Genomic DNA, 18,747 nt, shown 5'->3' on the forward strand with positions numbered 1-18,747 from the left:
AAGATTATTATTACTAAAATAACAGCAGGAGATCACCACCAATATGTTGTTACGCCTATTTGCTGCCTTGGCGCTATCAGCCCTGAGTTTTGGTCTGCAAGCTGAAACCATTAAAGAAGGTAGCTCTTTTGCCATATTGGGCGAACCTAAGTATTCATCAGATTTTAGCCATTTTGATTATGTCAATCCAGCGGCCCCTAAAGGCGGAGATATCACGCTGTCTGCAATTGGCACCTTTGATAACTTCAACCGCTATGCACTGCGTGGCAACCCAGCTGTTCGCACTGAACGTCTATATGACTCGCTGTTTAGTACCTCAGATGATGAGATTGGCAGCTATTATCCCTTGATTGCTGAATCAGCACGTTTTGCTCCCGACTTTCACTGGATTGAAGTCGATATCAATCCTCGCGCCCGTTTTCATGATGGCAAACCTATTACCGCCCAGGATGTGGCGTTCACTTTCAATAAATTCATGACTGAAGGTGTACCGCAATTCCGTATTGTTTATAAAGGCGTGCAGGTAAAAGCTATTTCACGCCTGACCGTGCGTTTTGAATTCCCGGAACCCAATAAAGATAAGATGTTGGGCCTATTTGGTTTACCTGTAATGCCTGAGCATTTCTGGAAAGATCATAAACTCAGTGACCCACTGAGTCAGCCGCCGGTCAGCAGTGGCCCCTATCGTATTGGCAAATATAAGATGGGCCAATTTATTACCTATGAGCGAGTCAAAGACTACTGGGCAGCCAACTTGCCAGTCAATCGCGGGCAATATAATTTTGACACCATCCGTTATGATTATTATTTAGACGATAAAGTCGCATTGGAAGCATTCAAAGCCGGTGCTTTTGATTTCCGCGAAGAAACTTCGCCCAAGAGTTGGGCGACCCAATATGTGGGCGGTAACTTTGCGAAAAACTATATCGTGAAACAAGATATCCTTGATAATTCGGCTCAAAATACCCGCTGGCTGGCGTTTAATGTCCAGCGCCCTATTTTTAGCGACCGGCGAGTTCGTGAAGCACTGACATTGGCATTTGATTTTGACTGGATGAATAAAGCATTTTATTTCGACAGTTATCAACGCACTAATAGTTTCTTCCAAAACACGGAATATGCAGCTAAAGGTTATCCTGACAGCGCTGAATTAGCCTGGTTGGCACCACTTAAAGGCAAAATACCACCGGAAGTATTCACTCAAATTTACCAGCCACCGCACACTGATGGCACCGGTAACGCACGCGATAATCTATTAAAAGCGCGCGAATTATTGAGTGAGGCGGGCTGGGAAATAAAAAACCAGCAATTAGTGAACAGTAAGACGGGCAAACCTTTTGTCTTTGAATTACTGTTACTCAGCGGCAGTAACTTCCAATATGTTCAACCGTTTAAGCATAATTTGCAGCGTTTGGGCATAACGATGAATATCCGCGAAGTGGATAGTTCTCAGTTTGTTAACCGCCTGCGCAGCCGGGATTACGATATGATCCCCACGGTTTACACGGCTTTCCCTTACCCTAGCCCGAATCTGCAAATTTTGTGGAGTTCGGCTTATATTGATTCCAGTTATAACGCTTCGGGTATTAAAGATCCGGCGATCGACCAATTGATTGAACTGATTATTAAACATCAGGAACAGCCAGAGGCACTGCTATCTTTGGGTCGCGCTCTGGATCGCGTGTTGACCTGGAACTACTTGATGATCCCGATGTGGTATTCCAACCACGCTCGCTTTGCTTATTGGGATAAGTTCTCGATGCCCGCAGACAGACCCACTTATTCGCTCGGCTTTGATAGCTGGTGGTTTGATGTCAACAAGGCAGCTCGCCTGCCAACAGAACGTCATTAGGGGGCGATTGTGGGCGCATATCTGCTACGGCGACTATTGCTGGTGATCCCCACTCTGTGGGCGATTATTACTATTAACTTTTTTATTGTGCAAATAGCCCCCGGTGGCCCGGTTGATCAGGCAATAGCCAATATTGAACTGGGGCATTCCAGCGGATATAGCGCCGGTGGCGGCGATAGCGGATTAGGTGGCGCTAAGGTTGGCCTGAATGCCGCACAAGTTGGTGATAGCAACTATCGTGGCTCACGTGGATTAGACCCGGAGGTCATTGCCGAAATAAAACAGCGCTTTGGCTTTGATAAACCGCTACATCAGCGCTATTTCGATATGCTTTGGAGTTATGTGCGCTTTGATTTCGGCGACAGTCTGTTCCGTGGCGAATCCGTTATGTCGTTGATTAAACATAGCCTGCCGGTATCTATCTCGTTGGGGCTATGGAGCACACTGATTATTTATCTGGTTTCCATTCCTTTGGGTATTAAAAAGGCCGTGCGTAATGGCTCAGCTTTTGATACCTGGAGCAGCACCTTAATCATTATCGGCTATGCTATCCCTTCGTTTTTATTCGCCATCTTACTGGTGGTGCTATTTTCAGGCGGCAGTTATTTCGATCTGTTCCCACTACGGGGGCTGGTGTCCAGCAACTGGGATACCCTGCCGTGGTACGGCAAGATAACCGACTATTTATGGCATATCACATTACCGGTTCTGGCGACTGTAATTGGCGGTTTTGCCACACTGACCATGCTGACCAAAAACTCGTTTCTGGACGAAATTCGTAAACAATATGTGGTCACTGCCCGCGCCAAAGGTTTACCCGAAGAGAAAATCCTTTATCGCCATGTGTTCCGTAATGCCATGTTGCTGGTCATTGCGGGCTTCCCCGCCACCTTTATCAGTATGTTTTTTACTGGGTCATTATTGATAGAAGTGATGTTTTCACTGAATGGTTTAGGGCTACTGGGTTACGACGCCACCTTACAGCGAGATTATCCGGTGATGTTTGGAACTCTTTATATTTTCACTCTGATTGGTTTACTACTGAATATCCTTAGCGATATCACTTACACCCTGGTTGACCCACGGATTGATTTTGAGGGCCGCCAATGATCAAACGACTAAGTGCAATTAATCAAGCCCGCTGGGCGCGGTTTCGTCAGAACCGCCGTGGCTATTGGTCACTGTGGATCTTTCTAACCCTGTTTATTATCAGCTTGTTTGCCGAATTAATAGCCAACGACAAGCCGTTATTGGTCAGCTATCAGGGTAAATTTTACATGCCCTTTATGGTCAATTACACTGAATCGACCTTTGGTGGCATTTTAACCACGGCTGCGGACTACCAAGATCCATACGTTATTGGCCGGATTAAAGACAATGGCTGGGCCATCTGGGCACCTATCCGCTTTAGCAACAACACCATTAATTTTGCCACCGACGTACCCTTTCCCTCGCCACCGAGTCGCACTAATTTGCTCGGCACTGACAGCACTGGCGGCGATGTATTGGCCAAGATCATATACGGCTTTCGTATCTCACTGTTATTTGGCCTGACATTAACCCTGCTCTCCAGTGTGATTGGGATTTGTGCCGGAGCAGTACAGGGCTATTACGGCGGAAAAATTGACCTGTTGGGGCAGCGATTTATTGAAGTCTGGTCTGGCATGCCAACCCTGTTTTTAATCATTTTACTGTCCAGTATTGTGCAGCCGAATTTCTGGTGGCTACTCGCCATTACCGTGATATTTGGCTGGATGGGACTGGTTGGTGTAGTGCGGGCCGAGTTTCTGCGTACCCGAAATTATGACTATATCCGTGCGGCAAGGGCGATGGGGGTACGTGACCGCGTGATTATGTCACGACATATGCTGCCCAATGCTATGGTTGCTACTCTGACCTTTCTACCTTTTATTTTGTGCGGCTCGATAACCACCCTCACCTCACTGGATTTCCTTGGTTTTGGCTTGCCGATGGGGTCACCATCATTAGGTGGGTTATTATTGGAGGGCAAAAATAACCTTCAGGCTCCGTGGCTTGGAATAACCGCATTCCTGGTATTGGCGGTGTTGTTATCTCTGTTGATATTTATCGGCGAAGCGGTACGTGACGCCTTTGACCCAAGTAAGGTGTACTGATATGGCGACTGCCCCACTTCTGGATATTCAAAATCTCAGTATTGCCTTTCGCCAGGCTGGAGTTGATCGCCAGGTCGTCAGCGAGTTGTCATTGCAAATAGATGCTGGTGAAACACTGGCTTTGGTCGGGGAATCAGGCTCAGGTAAAAGTGTAACTGCTCTGTCGATATTGCGCCTGCTACCCTCGCCACCCGTGGTGTACCCCAGTGGTGATATCCTGTTTGCCGGTAAATCGCTATTACATGCCGATGAACCGACATTGCGCGGCATTCGTGGTGATCAGATTTCCATGATTTTCCAGGAACCGATGGTGTCATTAAATCCACTGCACACTATTGAGAAGCAGCTATCTGAAGTGCTGTCACTGCACCGTGGAATGCGGCAGGAAGCCGCCCGAGCAGAAATTATTCAGTGCCTCGACCGGGTCGGTATTCGCAATGCCAAAGGCCGACTTGCTGATTTCCCGCATCAGCTTTCCGGGGGTGAGCGCCAGCGCGTCATGATTGCCATGGCTGTCCTGACTCAGCCCAAACTCCTGATTGCCGATGAGCCAACAACTGCACTGGATGTTTCGGTGCAAGCCCAGATTTTGAGTTTGCTGAAAGAATTAAAACAAGAGATGGGGATGAGTTTGCTGTTTATCACCCATAACCTGAATATCGTTCGCCGATTGGCTGATAACGTGGCCGTGATGCGTGAGGGGCGCGTGGTTGAGCGTAATACCCGTCAGGCGCTGTTTAGCTCACCACAACATGCCTATACTCGCCAATTATTGGATGCCGAACCACAAGGCGACCCACTGCCACTCCAGGCTGGCCTGCAGCCCTTACTTGAAGTCAAAGGGCTGCAAGTGGCTTTCCCGATTAAACGTGGTTTGTTGCGCCGGACTGTCTCACATCATTATGCTTTGAAAGATCTCAGTTTTGCTTTAAAGCCCGGAGAAAGTTTAGGTTTGGTGGGTGAATCCGGCTCAGGGAAAAGCACTACTGGGCTGGCATTGCTGCGTTTATTACCCTCGCAAGGTGAGATTTGGTTTGATGGCCAGCCCCTGCATAATTTTTCACCAAAGCAGATGTTGCCTTATCGCAGCCGAATCCAAGTGGTGTTCCAGGATCCTTACTCGGCACTGAACCCACGTTTAAACGTTCAACAGATTATTGCTGAGGGGCTGGAAGTTCATCAGAAGCTCAGTGCGGCGCATCGTGAACTACGTGTGATTAAGGCGATGGAAGAAGTTGGATTGGATCCGGTGAGCCGTTATCGATATCCGACCGAGTTCTCTGGTGGACAGCGTCAGCGTATTGCTATTGCACGTGCATTAATTCTGCAACCTCAATTACTTATCCTCGATGAACCCACATCGTCACTGGATAAATCGGTGCAGGCACAAATTCTGGCTTTGCTGAAATCCCTTCAGCAGCGCTACCAACTCAGTTACCTGTTTATCAGCCATGACTTACAAGTCGTACGGTCACTGTGCCATCAAGTGATTGTGCTAAAACAGGGTGAAGTAGTGGAACAAGGGGACTGCCAGGCCATTTTTGCTGCGCCAAAACAGCAATATACCCAGCAATTATTGCAATTCGCAGACTAGCTTAGCGCGCATCAGGGCATAAAAAAACGTCAGCATAACAACTGACGAACGCTTAATCGCGCATCAGAAAGGGTAGAGTGCTGTCATGGTCTCAGCAATAGCCACACCGACATCTTTCAGGCGGCACATGGTCGCACTTTCATCCTGGCGATGAACAAACAGGCAAGGTTCACCTTCCCATTCCACAATCGCGGAGTCCACTTGTATCTCTTGTAACGAGAGATGCAAGCGCTGCATGATAATCTGCGCATGTTTACCATCATGGCTCAATAACTTCAGTCCCATGAGATCATTATTGCTATCGTCTATCGCCGTAAGTGGGATCGGTTCAACTTTGACGCCGATAAACCCAGATAACCAACGGTAACTTTGCGGCAGACGATGTACTACCGAAAGTTGGATATTATTCACGTATTTTTCCTAGTCAAAATAAAAATTCAAAAATCACAAAGCACCACAATGACTCACACTCATTAAAGTTATAGCTTCTAAGTTGCCATTGCGCTTGGTTTAAACCTCATCAAAACACAACTTTGATAACAATTTAGAAACTTAAAATCTACAATGCCATTTCTTGTGCTGTTTCTAGCCTTTAGTCAGTCCCCTTTACCAAGCCTGAGACTGTCAGTTTGAGATTTAGATCCCATTTTTCGTTATATTTATACCTTTATGGCGGCTATCTCAACCATTTTTCTTGCAAACCCATTACTTAATACCAGCCAATATTTTACATTTAAGGAACAATCCTCCGCCAATTACACCTAATGAAATATATTTAATTAATTGATAAATATATAAATTCACTGATATCAACTTCTCTCTTACGAGCAAGAATAACAGGTAAAAATAACGTCATAACAAATTCATCTTTTTTGACGCATCGCTCAAAAAGTTAACAATATGGTGTCAGACAAAACTATGCAATAAATAATGATATGCGTGCTTATTATGTTGATTGAGCGCAAGAATTTTGCGCTTTTTAGGCGCAAATAGAGCGATCTTTAATGATGTGAAAGGTAAAACAAGGGCGTGGGATAAGTAAGGCAGGAATTGACAAACTGGCTACAAATAATAAACGTGAAGGGAGGCTCGAAAGCATCTGCCCTTCACATTCAATTCATTAGGGTTAGTTTGCCGCACCTTTATGCGGACGGCTGGCATACAGATACAGCAGCATGGCGACGATAATACAAAATGCCATTGAACTGACCATTGGCCAGGCGCTCCGTGATGGTGCCATCGACAGCAGCGTTCCTACTACCGCGCCAATACCAAAACGTAAGGTTCCGGCCAAAGAAGAAGCCGTCCCCGCCATATGCGGAAAATCATCCAAAATGACGGCCATAGCATTTGAGGTAATCATCGCGATACAACCAACATAAGCCGCAACTCCCAACACCAACGCCCAGAATCCTAGCCCGGTGGCACAGACCACCAACAACCAGATCCCCATGACAAATTGGACTAACATGCCAAAACGGAACATCTTCAGTGCACCAAAGCGGCGAACATTGCGGCTGTTGATCAATGTCATCAAGAACAGAAAGACAATATTCAGCGCAAAGTAATAACCGAAGTTCTGCGGAGAAACCCCATTTAAATCAATATAAACAAAAGGCCCGGCGCTGAGGAATGAGAACATACCAGCAAATGAAAAGCCGCTGGCCAGCATGTAGCACAGTACCCGTTTATGGCGGAATAACGTCGCGAAATTGCCAATAGTAGTACGCAAGTGGAACCGCTGCCGTTTCTCTTTCGGCAAGCTCTCTTTAATAAAGAGCGCGACCAGTATCGCCCCCACCAATGCCGCACCCGCCATGCTCCAGAAAATGGCGTGCCAGCTAAACCACACCAACAAGGCACCACCGATAATCGGTGCCAGTAGCGGCGCGATAGTCATCACCAAGACCACAAAAGACATCATCCGCGAGAAATCATCTTTGGTGAACATATCTCGCATCAATGCATTAATCACTACACTGGCGGCTGCAGCTGACAGGCCATGCAGGAAACGCAAGTTAATCAGTTGCTCAACCGACTGCGCCATGGCACAAGCCATTCCCGCCAGAGCAAAGATAAGCGTGCCCCAGAAGATAACTGGCTTACGCCCGATGCTATCGGCCATTGGCCCATAAAACATTTGGCCGATGGCGAACCCCAGTACATAGGCACTGAGTGTCATCTGTACCGCACCACTTTCTACGCCAAACTCCTGCGCGATGATGGGCATACTGGGCAAATACATATCAATGGCCAGAGGCATCAGCATTGATAGCAAGCCCAGGATAAAGATCAAGCCAACGTGGGATGTCCGGTTCTTTGCTTCATTTGGATTACTGGCATGCACGTTCGACAACTCCTTCAATAACCTACCAACCTACCGCGGGTTAAATCAACGGCAAAACAGCGTGAAAACAAGGGTTCCACACTGCAATAGGACACCAATTACAGATGGGGAGCACCGACGCTGGCAATTTCTTCAGGTGTCAATGGGCGATACTCACCAGGTGCCAAATCATCATCAAGTTTGATATCGCCAATGCGTTCACGGTGCAGTTCCAGCACACGATTACCCACTGCCGCAAACATGCGTTTCACCTGATGGTAGCGCCCTTCACTGATGGTCAGCCGCACCAACTGTGGTTCGATAACCTCAAGCTGAGCCGGTTTGGTCAGAGATTTTTCGTTATGCAACTGCACGCCGTCAGTAAACTGCTGCGCGGTATCATCAGCAATTGGCTGTTCCAACGTCACCAAATAGGTCTTTTCACAATGATGGCGTGGAGAAGTAATGCGGTGTGACCATTGACCATCGTCGGTCATCAATACCAGCCCAGTGGTATCAATATCCAGCCGTCCGGCGGCATGAAGTTTGTATGCCACAGGTTCATCAAGGAAATACAGCACGGTCGGATGATCCGGGTCTTCTGTTGAACACACATAACCCTGCGGTTTGTTCAGCATAAAGTAACGTGGGCCAACGGTTTGTTGTAATGGGTTACCATCAAATCTCACGTCTTGTTCTGGTGTTAGTTTGATGGCACCGCTTTTGACCACTTCGCCATCTATGGTGACGCGCTTTGCCCGCAACTCGCGCGCAACTAACGCCCGGCTAACTCCTAATTGCTGAGATAAAAACTTGTCCAATCGCATTGAATCTACTTTGCCTATTCATAGAGTCGTGCCACCGAGGGGCACGATACCCGCACTCACACCTGCCAACGATGACAGAATGCTAATTATACGGTGTGAAATTAATAAAACAGTATAGCGGCGGTTGCCATATCATCCTAGGAACAGTTACGCAAAAAGCCGTTATTAGACCGTGCTATACCCCCCCCTCGCACCGGCGGCCACACACGGGCATAATAATAGAAAGTCTTGAAGATCAATGGCACTTATACATCGCAGGAAAGTGTTGCAAATGGTGAATGAGTTGAACAATTTGAAAATGATGATAAAAATCACCGGGCAGGCACAGTAATGGCTTTTACGTTACGCCCTTATCAACAAGAAGCGGTAGACGCGACTCTCGCTCATTTTCGCCGCCATACCGAGCCAGCGTTGATTGTCTTGCCTACCGGAGCCGGTAAGAGTCTGGTTATTGCTGAATTAGCAAAACTGGCTCGCGGGCGCGTTTTGGTGCTGGCACATGTCAAAGAGCTGGTGGCGCAGAATCATGCCAAATATTGTGCTTATGGTTTAGAGGCCGATATTTTTGCCGCCGGGCTGCAACAACGTCAAAGTGCAGGGAAAGTGGTTTTTGGTAGCGTACAATCCGTGGCGCGAAACCTGTCTCTATTTGATAGCGCCTTTTCACTGTTGATAATTGATGAATGCCATCGCATCAGCGATGAAGATGACAGCCAATATCAGCAAATTATTCAGCATTTACGCACCACCAACCCACGTTTGCGCTTACTGGGGCTGACTGCCACCCCCTACCGCCTGGGCAAAGGCTGGATCTATCAATTCCACTATCACGGTATCACCCGTGGTGATGAAAAATCCCTGTTCCGCGATTGTATTTATGAATTACCCCTGCGTTATATGATCAAGCACGGCTTTCTGGTGCCACCGGAACGACTGGATATGCCCGTCGTACAATATGATTTCAGCCGGTTAACCAGTAATAGCGACGGTATGTTCCGTGAAGCAGATTTAGACCGCGAGCTTAAGCAGCAACAAAGAATTACCCCACATATTGTCAGTCAGATAATGGAATATGCCGCCCATCGACGGGGGGTGATGATTTTCGCCGCTACCGTCGAACATGCCAAAGAGGTTTATGGGCTTTTACCTAAAGGTGAAGCTGCCCTGGTGAGTGCCGGAACGCCCCCCGCCGAACGGGATGCGCTAATTACTGCGTTTAAACAGCAGCAATTACGCTATTTGGTGAACGTCGCGGTGTTGACGACCGGTTTTGATGCCCCGCATGTCGATCTGATTGCCATTCTTCGCCCGACCGAGTCGGTCAGTTTGTATCAGCAAATTGTCGGGCGCGGGCTGCGGCTCTCTCCGGGCAAAGAAGATTGTCTGATTCTGGATTATGCTGGCAACCCCCACGACCTTTTTACCCCGGAAGTGGGAACCAGCAAACCCCACGCTGACAGCCAACCGGTGCAGGTCTTTTGCCCAGACTGCGGTTTTGCCAACATCTTCTGGGGGAAATGCACGGAGTCGGGCGACATTATCGAACACTTCGGTCGCCGCTGTCAGGGCTGGTTTGAAGATGATCAAGGCGCACGAGCACAATGTGATTACCGCTTCCGCTTTAAATCTTGCCCGCATTGCGGCGCAGAAAATGATATTGCTGCCCGCCGCTGTCATCAATGTCAGGAGGTGTTGGTCGATCCTGATGATATGCTTAAAGCCGCACTGAAATTGAAGGATGCACTGGTACTGCGTTGTGGCGGAATGAGTCTGGAGGCCGGACAAGATGCCAAAGGCGAGTGGCTAAAAATTACTTATTACGACGAAGAGGGTACGAATACCAGTGAGCGGTTTCGCTTAACCACCCCCGCACAACGGATGGCATTCGAGCAAATTTTCCTTCGCCCGCACCAACGGGCTCCGGGCATTGCGCTTAAATGGCAAACTGGCGCAGATATCATTGCTCAGCAAGCGCTGTTGCGTTATCCCGATTTTGTTGTCGCCCGCCGTCGTGGGCAATGGTGGCAAATTCGGGAAAAGGTTTTTGATTATCAGGGCCGTTTTAGACGAGCAGACTCCCTCGCCTGAGCCGCATTTAGCCTGATAATTTCACAGTTTCGTTTGCTGTCTGCCCGATACTTCGCTAGAATGTCGCCCGCTTTGCTCTGGGTTTACCCAATCAAAGCCGAGTATCGAACCTGTTGCTGGGTCGCCTGTAGCAGGGTAAATTTTCTTTAAGAGAAAACAAAATGACCACTATCAATGTAGAAGTACGTAACGACCAGGGTAAGGGTGCGAGCCGCCGCCTGCGTGCAGCAAATAAATTTCCGGCAATCATTTACGGTGGTTCAGAAGCAGCAATCGCTATTGCTCTTGACCATGACACCACCAAGAACCTTGAATTGAAACCGGGCTTTTATGATTCCGTACTGACTCTGGTTGTTGACGGTAAAGAAACCAAAGTTAAAGTACAGGCTGTTCAGCGTCACGCTTTCAAGCCAAAACTGACTCATATCGACTTCGTTCGCGTTTAATCGCGCCGCTGTTGATATTCGGGACGCCGAAATAAAAAACGCCGCTTATGCGGCGTTTTTTATTGGCAACTCAAACTGTCATCATTTGCCTGAATTGCGCTGTAGTTGATCACGCAGATTCGGTGGCGTACCTTTAATGGTCAACGTATCTGTTGCTGCATCCCAAAAGATACGCTCGCCCAATAGCAACGCATCAAAATTAATACTCAACCCGCCGCCACTGCCGGCAAATTTGGTCAATTGACGCAACGTACCGCGATCTGCCGGGAAGCTATCTTCCAATGCATAACCCTGTTCAACGGAGAATTGCTGAAAATCTTTCTCGCCCAACTTTGGCAACTCTTGCGCCAGTTCCTGCAAAGCAATTTCTTCACCCGCCTGTAACTGCTCATTACAGTAGCTATAAACCTGCTGGCGATAGGCCTGGCGTTCATTTTTACCCAGCTCGGCATCCGCGCAATAATCATCAACTGCCTGTAATAAACCACGGTTCTGCGCTTTGGTATCCAGGCCTTCACTTGCGGCCAGGAAATCCATAAAGAAGTCAGAGACCTTGCGCCCTACTCGCCCTTTCAGGAAGGTCAGGTAACGGGTGGATTCCGGGTTGTTTTCCCATTCAGTTAAATCAATACGAGCCACAATATCAGCGCGATTGATATCAAGATAATGGGTTGTGCTCAGATCAAGCTGCTCATTCACCCGCATGCTATTGCAACTGCTCAGCACTGAAATCAGCAAATATTCCACTGCCAGATAGCGGTATTGGCAAAACAGCACCACGCCACCTTCAGCAAACGGGTATTTGGCTAACTCATCGCGTAAACGCCCAGTCGCTGCGCGGCTAAAACTGAGGAAGTCTTCATCACCCTTACGGCTTCGTTTCAGCGCATCAGCCAGCTCACTTTGTTCATTAAATAATCCATAGGCTTTGCTTTTAGCACTGTAAACCCGATGTAGCTCGGCCATCATTTCTTCAACTACAGCATTGGCAGGTAACAACGAATCGCGCAACACCACATCAAGCGTTTGTTCATCACGTTTGACAAGCTGGTGTAAGGCTATCTGGTCAATATCCAGACTCATGATAAATACTCCTTTTGGCTAGGGGCGTATTCAATCACTGATGCCTGAGGGCTGCAACCCAAAAGCTATCCCGCCCCCCAATTAATGGCTAATGATTCTTAATGCTATAAAATAGCGGAAAAGCGCGTCTCTATACGGTAAGATATGGGACTTTGTCAGGTGTTGAGTTCAATTTTTATGCCACAATCATCCCGTTATAGTGACGAACACGTTGAGCAATTGCTGTCTGAATTGGTCAGCGTACTGGAAAAACACCGTACCCCAACCGATCTTTCTTTGATGGTTTTGGGGAATATGGTAACAAATCTGATCAATACCAGCATTGCTCCAGCGCAACGCAAAGTATTGGCTCGTTCTTTCGCTGAAGCTCTCCAGGCTTCAGTACGTGAAGACAAAGCTCATTAATTTATCGGCCAAGACTGCAATCTCAATATGGTGACAAATCGTCAGCGCTATCGTGAAAAAGTCTCCCAGATGATCAGCTGGGGGCACTGGTTCGCCCTGTTTAATATCCTGTTCAGCCTGGTGCTGGGTAGCCGCTATTTGTTTGTTTCCGATTGGCCCTCATCGCTGATTGGCCGTGTCTATGCCCTTGTCAGTTGGCTGGGGCACTTTAGTTTTATCGTTTTTGCCGCCTATCTACTGGTGATATTCCCGCTAACCTTCGTGGTGATGTCACAACGATTACTCCGCTTCCTCTCCGCCGCCTTTGCTACTGCGGGTTTGACTCTGTTATTAGTGGATACCGAGGTATTTACCCGTTTCCATTTACATCTTAACCCCGTGGTGTGGGAGTTAGTGGTTAACCCGGATCAAACTGAGCTGGCGCGTGATTGGCAATTGATGTTTATTGCCGTGCCGGTCATTTTTCTGGTCGAGATGCTTTTCGGCACCTGGGCATGGCAAAAACTTCGTAGTCTCAACCGGCAGCGCTTCGTTAAGCCGTTGGTTGCCGTGTTTATTTCAGCTTTTTTTGCCTCGCATCTAATTTATATCTGGGCAGATGCTAATTTCTATCGGCCAATCAGTATGCAGCGCGCAAATTTACCGCTTTCATACCCAATGACCGCTCGTAAATTCCTTGAAAAACATGGCTTACTTGATCAGGAAGAATATCAGCGGCGCTTGATAGAACAAGGTAATCCTGATGCCCTAACGGTGGAATATCCTCTCAGCCCCATCGTTTTTAGTGACAAAGGCAGTGGTTATAATCTGCTATTAATTGTGGTTGACGGCATCCGTGCTAACAGCCTGCAAAAAGATATGCCAGCCTTGTCTGAGTTCGGTCAGGCTAATATTCAGTTTGATCGGCATTACAGTTCGGGCAATCGCCAGGATACGGGTCTGTTTGGCCTGTTTTATGGTATTTCCCCGACCTACCTCGACGGTATTCTTTCGGCGCGTAAACCCTCTGCATTTATCACATCACTAAGTGCACAAGGTTATCAGTTTGGGTTGTTTTCATCCGATGGATTTGCCTCGCCGCTCTACCGCCAGGCTCTGCTATCCGATTTCACCTTGCCTGCACCAACAGAGCAAACGGACAGTGAAACCACCGCACAATGGCAGCAATGGCTATCAACACTCAATAACAATGCGCCGTGGTTCTCATACATTAACCTGAATGGCGCTGTTGAAGCACAAGATCCTGTTACCGGTGATAAAGTAGCTGCGCCTGCTGATTTTATCCGCCACTATAAAGCGGGAGCTAAAGATGTGGATCAGCAGATTGCAACCATTCTGGATACACTGAAACAACGTGGCCAGCTTGATAAGACTGTAGTTATTATCACTGCTGCACATGGTGTCGAATTTAATGACTCGGGCAATGATAACTGGGGTGCTGGCAGCAGTTTTAATCGTCAGCAGCTACAAGTGCCATTAATTGTTCATTGGCCGGGTACTCCCGCGCAGAAAGTGAATAAGCTAACGAACCATGAAGATATCATGACGACACTGATGCAGCGGTTATTGCACGTCAAAACTGCCTCAGAAGATTATTCGCAAGGGGAAGACTTGTTCGCAGCGTACCGTAACAACAACTGGGTGGCGACGGGTGATAATGGTACGCTGGTGATTACCACACCAACACAGATAATTGTGTTAGATAATAATGGCAATTACCGTACCTATGATGAGCAAGGCAATGAAATCAAAGATGAAAAGCCACAGCTTCCGTTACTGTTACAAGTGCTGACTGATATAAAACGTTTTATTGCGAACTAGCTCTAAAAACTGAGCATGGTGCGATTAAAAAACCAGCAAACGTAACGGCATGGTCTTGCATTAGTCACTGTAAAATGTAGTATAAATGCCACTGTATCGGCATGTAGCGCAGCTTGGTAGCGCACCGTCATGGGGTGTCGGGGGTCGAAGGTTCAAATCCTTTCATGCCGACCAAATATCCCAAAGAAAACCAATCCATTAGGGTTGGTTTTTTTATGTCTTAAATTTATGTCAGGGAAAGCCAAGGGGAAAAAAGTGACTCATCCGCGAGCAGACAGAAATCATTAACATGCATTATAAATAAAACAAAAAATATATAAATATTATTAATTATTAAAAACCAGATTTTTCATTGTATTGCCCATCAAACCCCTATCAGGATGCTTAATTAGCACAGTATACCATTTGCAATAAATCAATTTGGTGAACTACATTCTTGATGGATATATTCATTATCCTAATAAATATAATTGCATTTGTATTTATTGCAATTATATATAATCGCATCGATTACCAGAGGGTATTATTACCATGGGCAATAATAATCAACTGAAAAATGAAGATGATACTGCGGCGTTAGATTTATTGGAGCAGGCAATGGGATTTACTTTTCAAGCCTCATTGCGCGCTGCAACAATTTTAGGGGTGGCAGATCATCTAACAAAAGAAGCAAAAACTGCGGAGGAACTAGGGCAGGCAGTGGAGGCAGACTCACGTCAATTAAATCGGGTATTACGCATGCTAGCATCGCGAAATATCTTTGCAGAATCAGCAGATGGTCGATTTTCACTAACTCCAGCGGCACAGTATCTTCGCTCAGACCATCATGACTCACTGCGTGCGGCAGTATTAATGCTGACGGATAAAACATTCTGGCTCCCACTCGGTAATCTTGTCGAAAATTTACAAGGTAAATCGGCCTTTAAACAGGCATTCGGCATGTCTTTTTATGAATACTGGTCACGAGATAATATTCCCGAATCAGAAGGTGATTTTCACACCGGAATGTCATCTATGTCCTCAGTAGAAAATAATTTCTTGGTTCGCAGTTATGATTTTCCCGAAAATGCCACTGTGGTTGATATTGCTGGTGGTTTCGGTGGATTACTGTTGAAAGTGTTGCAAAATAATCCCACATTACATGGCATTTTGTTCGATCGCCCTGCAGTCTTGGCAAAGAATCGCCTTGGTGAGTTGGGTAATGATAAGCGCTGGGAAACCCAGACGGGTAATTTCTTTGAAAGCTGCCCAACAGCTGACATTTATTTATTAAAATACATCACAATGGATTGGCCGGAAGAACAAGCAAGCCAGATACTGCGCAGTTGTCGTAATGCAATGCGGCCTAATTCCAAAGTGCTTATCTTTGAACCTGTTATATCCAGAGAAGATACCAGGCAAGGTGGTAAAGAGATCGACCTTTTGTTATTAGGTAGTTTTGATGGAGGACAAGCACGCACTGAGGAAGAACTTAAAATACTACTGGCCAGCGCAAACTTGAAACTGAATCGTATTATCGATACCGGAAGCTATGTATCGATCATTGAGGCTATTCCAGCCTCAATATAAGTATCCATTTTAAAAAATACTTAATTAAAAGATTAAACAAAAAATTTATTCAGATAACGGTTCTTTATTAAATGATAAAATGAACGACAATGTTATGAGAAATCGTAGTATAACATTGTCTTTTTTATTGATACCTAAATGTTAATCAACTATAACGCGGCCATTGAGCGGCTGTATTGGCCGATTATTGTTATGATGAACAACAGACTGGAATTGATGTATTTGTTCAGCAGAAACATTAACAGGCTGATCAAGCACTAACCAGGTGACACCTTCAGAACAAGGTGGCGTGGTCAGTGAACCACTAAAACGGTAGAAGTTGAACTGCTTTGGTAGCAACGCATTGATGTCCACTGGGCTGCTTAATATTGCAAGCTGATCAATCGCCGTCGGCATTTGCCGCCAGACCGGCACCAGTTGTGAATTAGTTTTCCCCTGTTGGAACATCAGCGCCAATACTACCAGCTCACCCTTATTATCTTTATAAACAAAGTGAGCCTCCAATGGGAACTGTTTGCCATCTATCTCATTTTCACTGGGGGCGTGAAAATGGAATTGTTGCAACGTAAACGTATCGCCATCCAATTTTAATGTATTGCCAGCACTAGTATTAATCTGAATCGTATGACCATTATTAACGATTTGTTGTTTGCCTGGCTGGAAATTTAATTCCAATTGGCCATGATGGGTTTTCAATGCACCATGAATATTGACCGGAGACTGATTTTTACCGGTTTCACAAAGTGAGAAATCAGGGGAGAGTTTCCCCCAATGTGCCGGATCTTCCTGCCCCTCATATCCCCAGTGAGCATGTTCCGCAGCACTGGCAGAAAAACTGGCTACCATCATTGCAGCGAACAATAATTTTCCTTTCATTTCTTATCCCTATTAAGCAAAAACTAAATTACACCTGACGAACAACCATACAAAGCATGGCAATAGCCGCCGGAGTAAAAGAGTAACTCAGCTTGTTTTTAGGATATGTCAGTGACTTCCTACAAAACGATAAAATTAATGTAATAGCTTAAATTTAAACTGTTTTTTCATTAAGAAAAAATGTAACCAACTGCGTTGGAAGGATATAAAGGAGAAAATGATGGTGAGAAAGGCCGGTGTTAAACGGCCCTTCCCTGTTGCTGGTTTATCGGGGAGTTAAAGCTCTTCACCATTGCTGGCAATCACTTTTTTATACCAGTCAAAACTTTGTTTACGTGAACGCGCCATGGTGCCGGTGCCGTCATCGTTTTTATCCACGTAGATAAAACCATAACGTTTGCTGTATTCACCGGTTGTGAACGATACACAATCGATACAGCCCCACGGGGTGTAGCCCATCAGGTCTACGCCATCTTCAAACACTGCTTTTTTCATCTGTTCGATATGGGCTTTAAGATACGCAATGCGGTAATCATCATGAACCATGCCGTCATCAGCCACTTTATCGATGGCACCAAAACCATTTTCAACAATAAATAACGGCTTCTGGTAACGCTCATACAATACGCTCAGTGAATAACGCAAGCCGACGGGATCAATCTGCCATCCCCAATCGGATGCTTTAACATGTGGATTCGGTACACTGCCCTCAAAGCCAGAAAGGGAGTTGCCGCTGCCGGGATTAACCGCAGAAACCGCATTACTCATGTAATAGCTTAAGCCCATGTAATCGGCGCAGCCCTCACGCAGAGTGTCAAGGTCGCCCTCTTCCATATTGATAGTGAAACCGCGGCGCTCCCATTCATTCAGAATATATGATGGGTAGTAACCACGCATATGGACGTCACCAAATAGATAACGCTCACGCATAGCCTCCACCGAATACATCATGTCATCTGGATGACAGGAGAATGGATAGAGCGGCACCATTGCAACCATACATCCTATCTTGAATTCAGGATTAATGGCATGGCCTAATTTGACGACTTTGGCACTGGCGACAAATTGATGATGCAGAACCTGATACATCGTTTCTTCAGGATTTTCTTGCTCAGTGAACACCACACCAGAGCAGCAGTAACCAAATAGTGGATATTTCCAGTTACGTTGGTTATTGATCTCGTTGAATGTCATCCAATATTTGACTTTGCTTTTGTAGCGCTCCATGACCACTTCACTGAATTTCACGAAAAAGTCGACCACTTTCCGATTCTTCCAGCCACCGTATTCTTTAACCAAGTGCCACGGCATTTCAAAATGAGATAGCGTAATAACCGGTTCGATGCCGTATTTCAGCAACTCATCAAACATATCATCGTAAAATTGCAGACCCGCTTCATTCGGTTGCAGCTCATCACCCTTGGGGAAAATACGCGTCCAGGCAATGGAAGTACGGAAGCATTTGAAGCCCATTTCGGCAAACAGCGCGATGTCTTCTTTATAATGACCATAAAAATCAACTGCTTCATGGTTTGGATAGCGATAACCCTCTTGCACGCCATCAGTCATAACTCGGTCAACACCGTGAGCGCCGCCGGACAATACATCGGCAATACTTACACCTTTGCCGCCTTTATCCCAGCCGCCTTCAACCTGATGTGCCGCAACTGCGCCGCCCCATAAAAAATCTTTCGGTAATTGTTTGTGGCTCATAACTCTCTCCCT

At 46.5% G+C, this 18,747-nt stretch carries 15 protein-coding genes and 1 tRNA gene; 10 read left to right on the top strand and 6 right to left on the bottom strand.

Features of this window, described 5'->3' with window-relative positions; all coding sequences use genetic code 11:
- The first annotated feature begins 43 nt into the window (after positions 1–43).
- Genes FTB31_RS03345 through yejF form a run of 4 tightly spaced genes read left to right on the top strand, consistent with a single transcriptional unit; the run spans position 44 to position 5,581 of the window.
- Positions 44–1,852 (top strand): extracellular solute-binding protein, encoded by a 1,809-nt coding sequence (locus FTB31_RS03345; protein ID WP_050077876.1) that lies wholly within the window; start codon positions 44–46, stop codon positions 1,850–1,852.
- Between the two features lie 9 nt (positions 1,853–1,861).
- Complete coding sequence (locus FTB31_RS03350; RefSeq protein WP_077173866.1) at positions 1,862–2,962, top strand: microcin C ABC transporter permease YejB; 1,101 nt, start codon at positions 1,862–1,864, stop codon at positions 2,960–2,962.
- Positions 2,959–3,987, top strand: coding sequence for an ABC transporter permease (locus FTB31_RS03355; RefSeq protein WP_019079952.1), 1,029 nt, complete (start codon positions 2,959–2,961; stop codon positions 3,985–3,987). Before FTB31_RS03350 ends, FTB31_RS03355 begins: the two co-directional genes overlap by 4 nt.
- Position 3,988: 1 nt before the next feature.
- A complete protein-coding gene (yejF, locus tag FTB31_RS03360) occupies positions 3,989–5,581 on the top strand; it encodes a microcin C ABC transporter ATP-binding protein YejF (protein WP_227731097.1) in 1,593 nt (530 codons plus the stop codon).
- Positions 5,582–5,644: 63 nt separating this feature from the next.
- Here the strand turns inward: yejF and FTB31_RS03365 are convergent, their stop codons facing one another.
- The 3 genes from FTB31_RS03365 to rsuA all read right to left on the bottom strand — a co-directional run bounded on the left by FTB31_RS03365 (position 5,645) and on the right by rsuA (position 8,734).
- The gene (locus FTB31_RS03365) at positions 5,645–5,992 is read right to left on the bottom strand and encodes a YejG family protein (protein WP_050077882.1); all 348 of its coding nucleotides are present in this window, start codon (positions 5,990–5,992) and stop codon (positions 5,645–5,647) included.
- A 715-nt stretch (positions 5,993–6,707) separates the two neighbouring features.
- Positions 6,708–7,928, bottom strand: a complete 1,221-nt coding sequence (locus FTB31_RS03370; RefSeq protein WP_050077883.1) for a Bcr/CflA family multidrug efflux MFS transporter — start codon at positions 7,926–7,928, stop codon at positions 6,708–6,710.
- 98 nt (positions 7,929–8,026) lie between these two features.
- Positions 8,027–8,734, bottom strand: a complete 708-nt coding sequence (gene rsuA / locus FTB31_RS03375) for a 16S rRNA pseudouridine(516) synthase RsuA (RefSeq protein ID WP_013650136.1) — start codon at positions 8,732–8,734, stop codon at positions 8,027–8,029.
- A gap of 330 nt (positions 8,735–9,064) precedes the next feature.
- On the opposite strand from rsuA, the gene FTB31_RS03380 reads away from it, so the two are divergent.
- Both FTB31_RS03380 and rplY read left to right on the top strand, forming a co-directional pair.
- Complete coding sequence (locus tag FTB31_RS03380; protein ID WP_227731098.1) at positions 9,065–10,822, top strand: DEAD/DEAH box helicase; 1,758 nt, start codon at positions 9,065–9,067, stop codon at positions 10,820–10,822.
- A 161-nt stretch (positions 10,823–10,983) separates the two neighbouring features.
- Positions 10,984–11,268, top strand: coding sequence for a 50S ribosomal protein L25 (gene rplY / locus FTB31_RS03385; RefSeq protein ID WP_025378869.1), 285 nt, complete (start codon positions 10,984–10,986; stop codon positions 11,266–11,268).
- Positions 11,269–11,349: 81 nt separating this feature from the next.
- On the opposite strand, the gene yejK is transcribed toward rplY, so the two are convergent.
- Positions 11,350–12,351, bottom strand: a complete 1,002-nt coding sequence (gene yejK / locus FTB31_RS03390; protein WP_050077888.1) for a nucleoid-associated protein YejK — start codon at positions 12,349–12,351, stop codon at positions 11,350–11,352.
- Positions 12,352–12,528: 177 nt separating this feature from the next.
- On the opposite strand from yejK, the gene FTB31_RS03395 reads away from it, so the two are divergent.
- The 4 genes from FTB31_RS03395 (at position 12,529) to FTB31_RS03410 (ending at position 16,146) form a co-directional block, all read left to right on the top strand.
- A complete protein-coding gene (locus FTB31_RS03395; RefSeq protein WP_002208836.1) occupies positions 12,529–12,756 on the top strand; it encodes a YejL family protein in 228 nt (75 codons plus the stop codon).
- A gap of 27 nt (positions 12,757–12,783) precedes the next feature.
- Entirely contained in the window at positions 12,784–14,577 is a 1,794-nt protein-coding gene (gene yejM, locus FTB31_RS03400) for an LPS biosynthesis-modulating metalloenzyme YejM (RefSeq protein WP_077173863.1), read from the top strand.
- A 97-nt stretch (positions 14,578–14,674) separates the two neighbouring features.
- Positions 14,675–14,751 (top strand) — tRNA-Pro (locus FTB31_RS03405).
- Positions 14,752–15,108: 357 nt separating this feature from the next.
- Positions 15,109–16,146 (top strand): methyltransferase, encoded by a 1,038-nt coding sequence (locus tag FTB31_RS03410; RefSeq protein WP_050077944.1) that lies wholly within the window; start codon positions 15,109–15,111, stop codon positions 16,144–16,146.
- Between the two features lie 141 nt (positions 16,147–16,287).
- Here FTB31_RS03410 and FTB31_RS03415 read toward each other — a convergent pair whose 3' ends face one another.
- Complete coding sequence (locus FTB31_RS03415; protein WP_050077946.1) at positions 16,288–17,022, bottom strand: carbonic anhydrase; 735 nt, start codon at positions 17,020–17,022, stop codon at positions 16,288–16,290.
- A gap of 276 nt (positions 17,023–17,298) precedes the next feature.
- Positions 17,299–18,735 carry a 6-phospho-beta-glucosidase gene (locus FTB31_RS03420; protein ID WP_005171472.1) on the bottom strand — a complete coding sequence of 479 codons (1,437 nt, stop codon included), beginning with the start codon at positions 18,733–18,735 and terminating at the stop codon, positions 17,299–17,301.
- Positions 18,736–18,747 lie beyond the last annotated feature (12 nt).

Origin of the sequence: Yersinia proxima, from assembly GCF_902170785.1 — a bacterium.
GTDB lineage: Bacteria > Pseudomonadota > Gammaproteobacteria > Enterobacterales > Enterobacteriaceae > Yersinia > Yersinia proxima.

Coding starts and splice junctions, on each gene's coding strand:
- FTB31_RS03345 (WP_050077876.1), top strand. CDS start 44: ATGTTGTTACGCCTATTTGCTGCCTTGGCGCTATCAGCCCTGAGTTTT.
- FTB31_RS03355 (WP_019079952.1), top strand. CDS start 2,959: ATGATCAAACGACTAAGTGCAATTAATCAAGCCCGCTGGGCGCGGTTT.
- yejF (WP_227731097.1), top strand. CDS start 3,989: ATGGCGACTGCCCCACTTCTGGATATTCAAAATCTCAGTATTGCCTTT.
- rsuA (WP_013650136.1), bottom strand. CDS start 8,734: ATGCGATTGGACAAGTTTTTATCTCAGCAATTAGGAGTTAGCCGGGCG.
- FTB31_RS03380 (WP_227731098.1), top strand. CDS start 9,065: ATGGCTTTTACGTTACGCCCTTATCAACAAGAAGCGGTAGACGCGACT.
- rplY (WP_025378869.1), top strand. CDS start 10,984: ATGACCACTATCAATGTAGAAGTACGTAACGACCAGGGTAAGGGTGCG.
- yejK (WP_050077888.1), bottom strand. CDS start 12,351: ATGAGTCTGGATATTGACCAGATAGCCTTACACCAGCTTGTCAAACGT.
- FTB31_RS03395 (WP_002208836.1), top strand. CDS start 12,529: ATGCCACAATCATCCCGTTATAGTGACGAACACGTTGAGCAATTGCTG.
- yejM (WP_077173863.1), top strand. CDS start 12,784: ATGGTGACAAATCGTCAGCGCTATCGTGAAAAAGTCTCCCAGATGATC.
- FTB31_RS03410 (WP_050077944.1), top strand. CDS start 15,109: ATGGGCAATAATAATCAACTGAAAAATGAAGATGATACTGCGGCGTTA.
- FTB31_RS03415 (WP_050077946.1), bottom strand. CDS start 17,022: ATGAAAGGAAAATTATTGTTCGCTGCAATGATGGTAGCCAGTTTTTCT.
- FTB31_RS03420 (WP_005171472.1), bottom strand. CDS start 18,735: ATGAGCCACAAACAATTACCGAAAGATTTTTTATGGGGCGGCGCAGTT.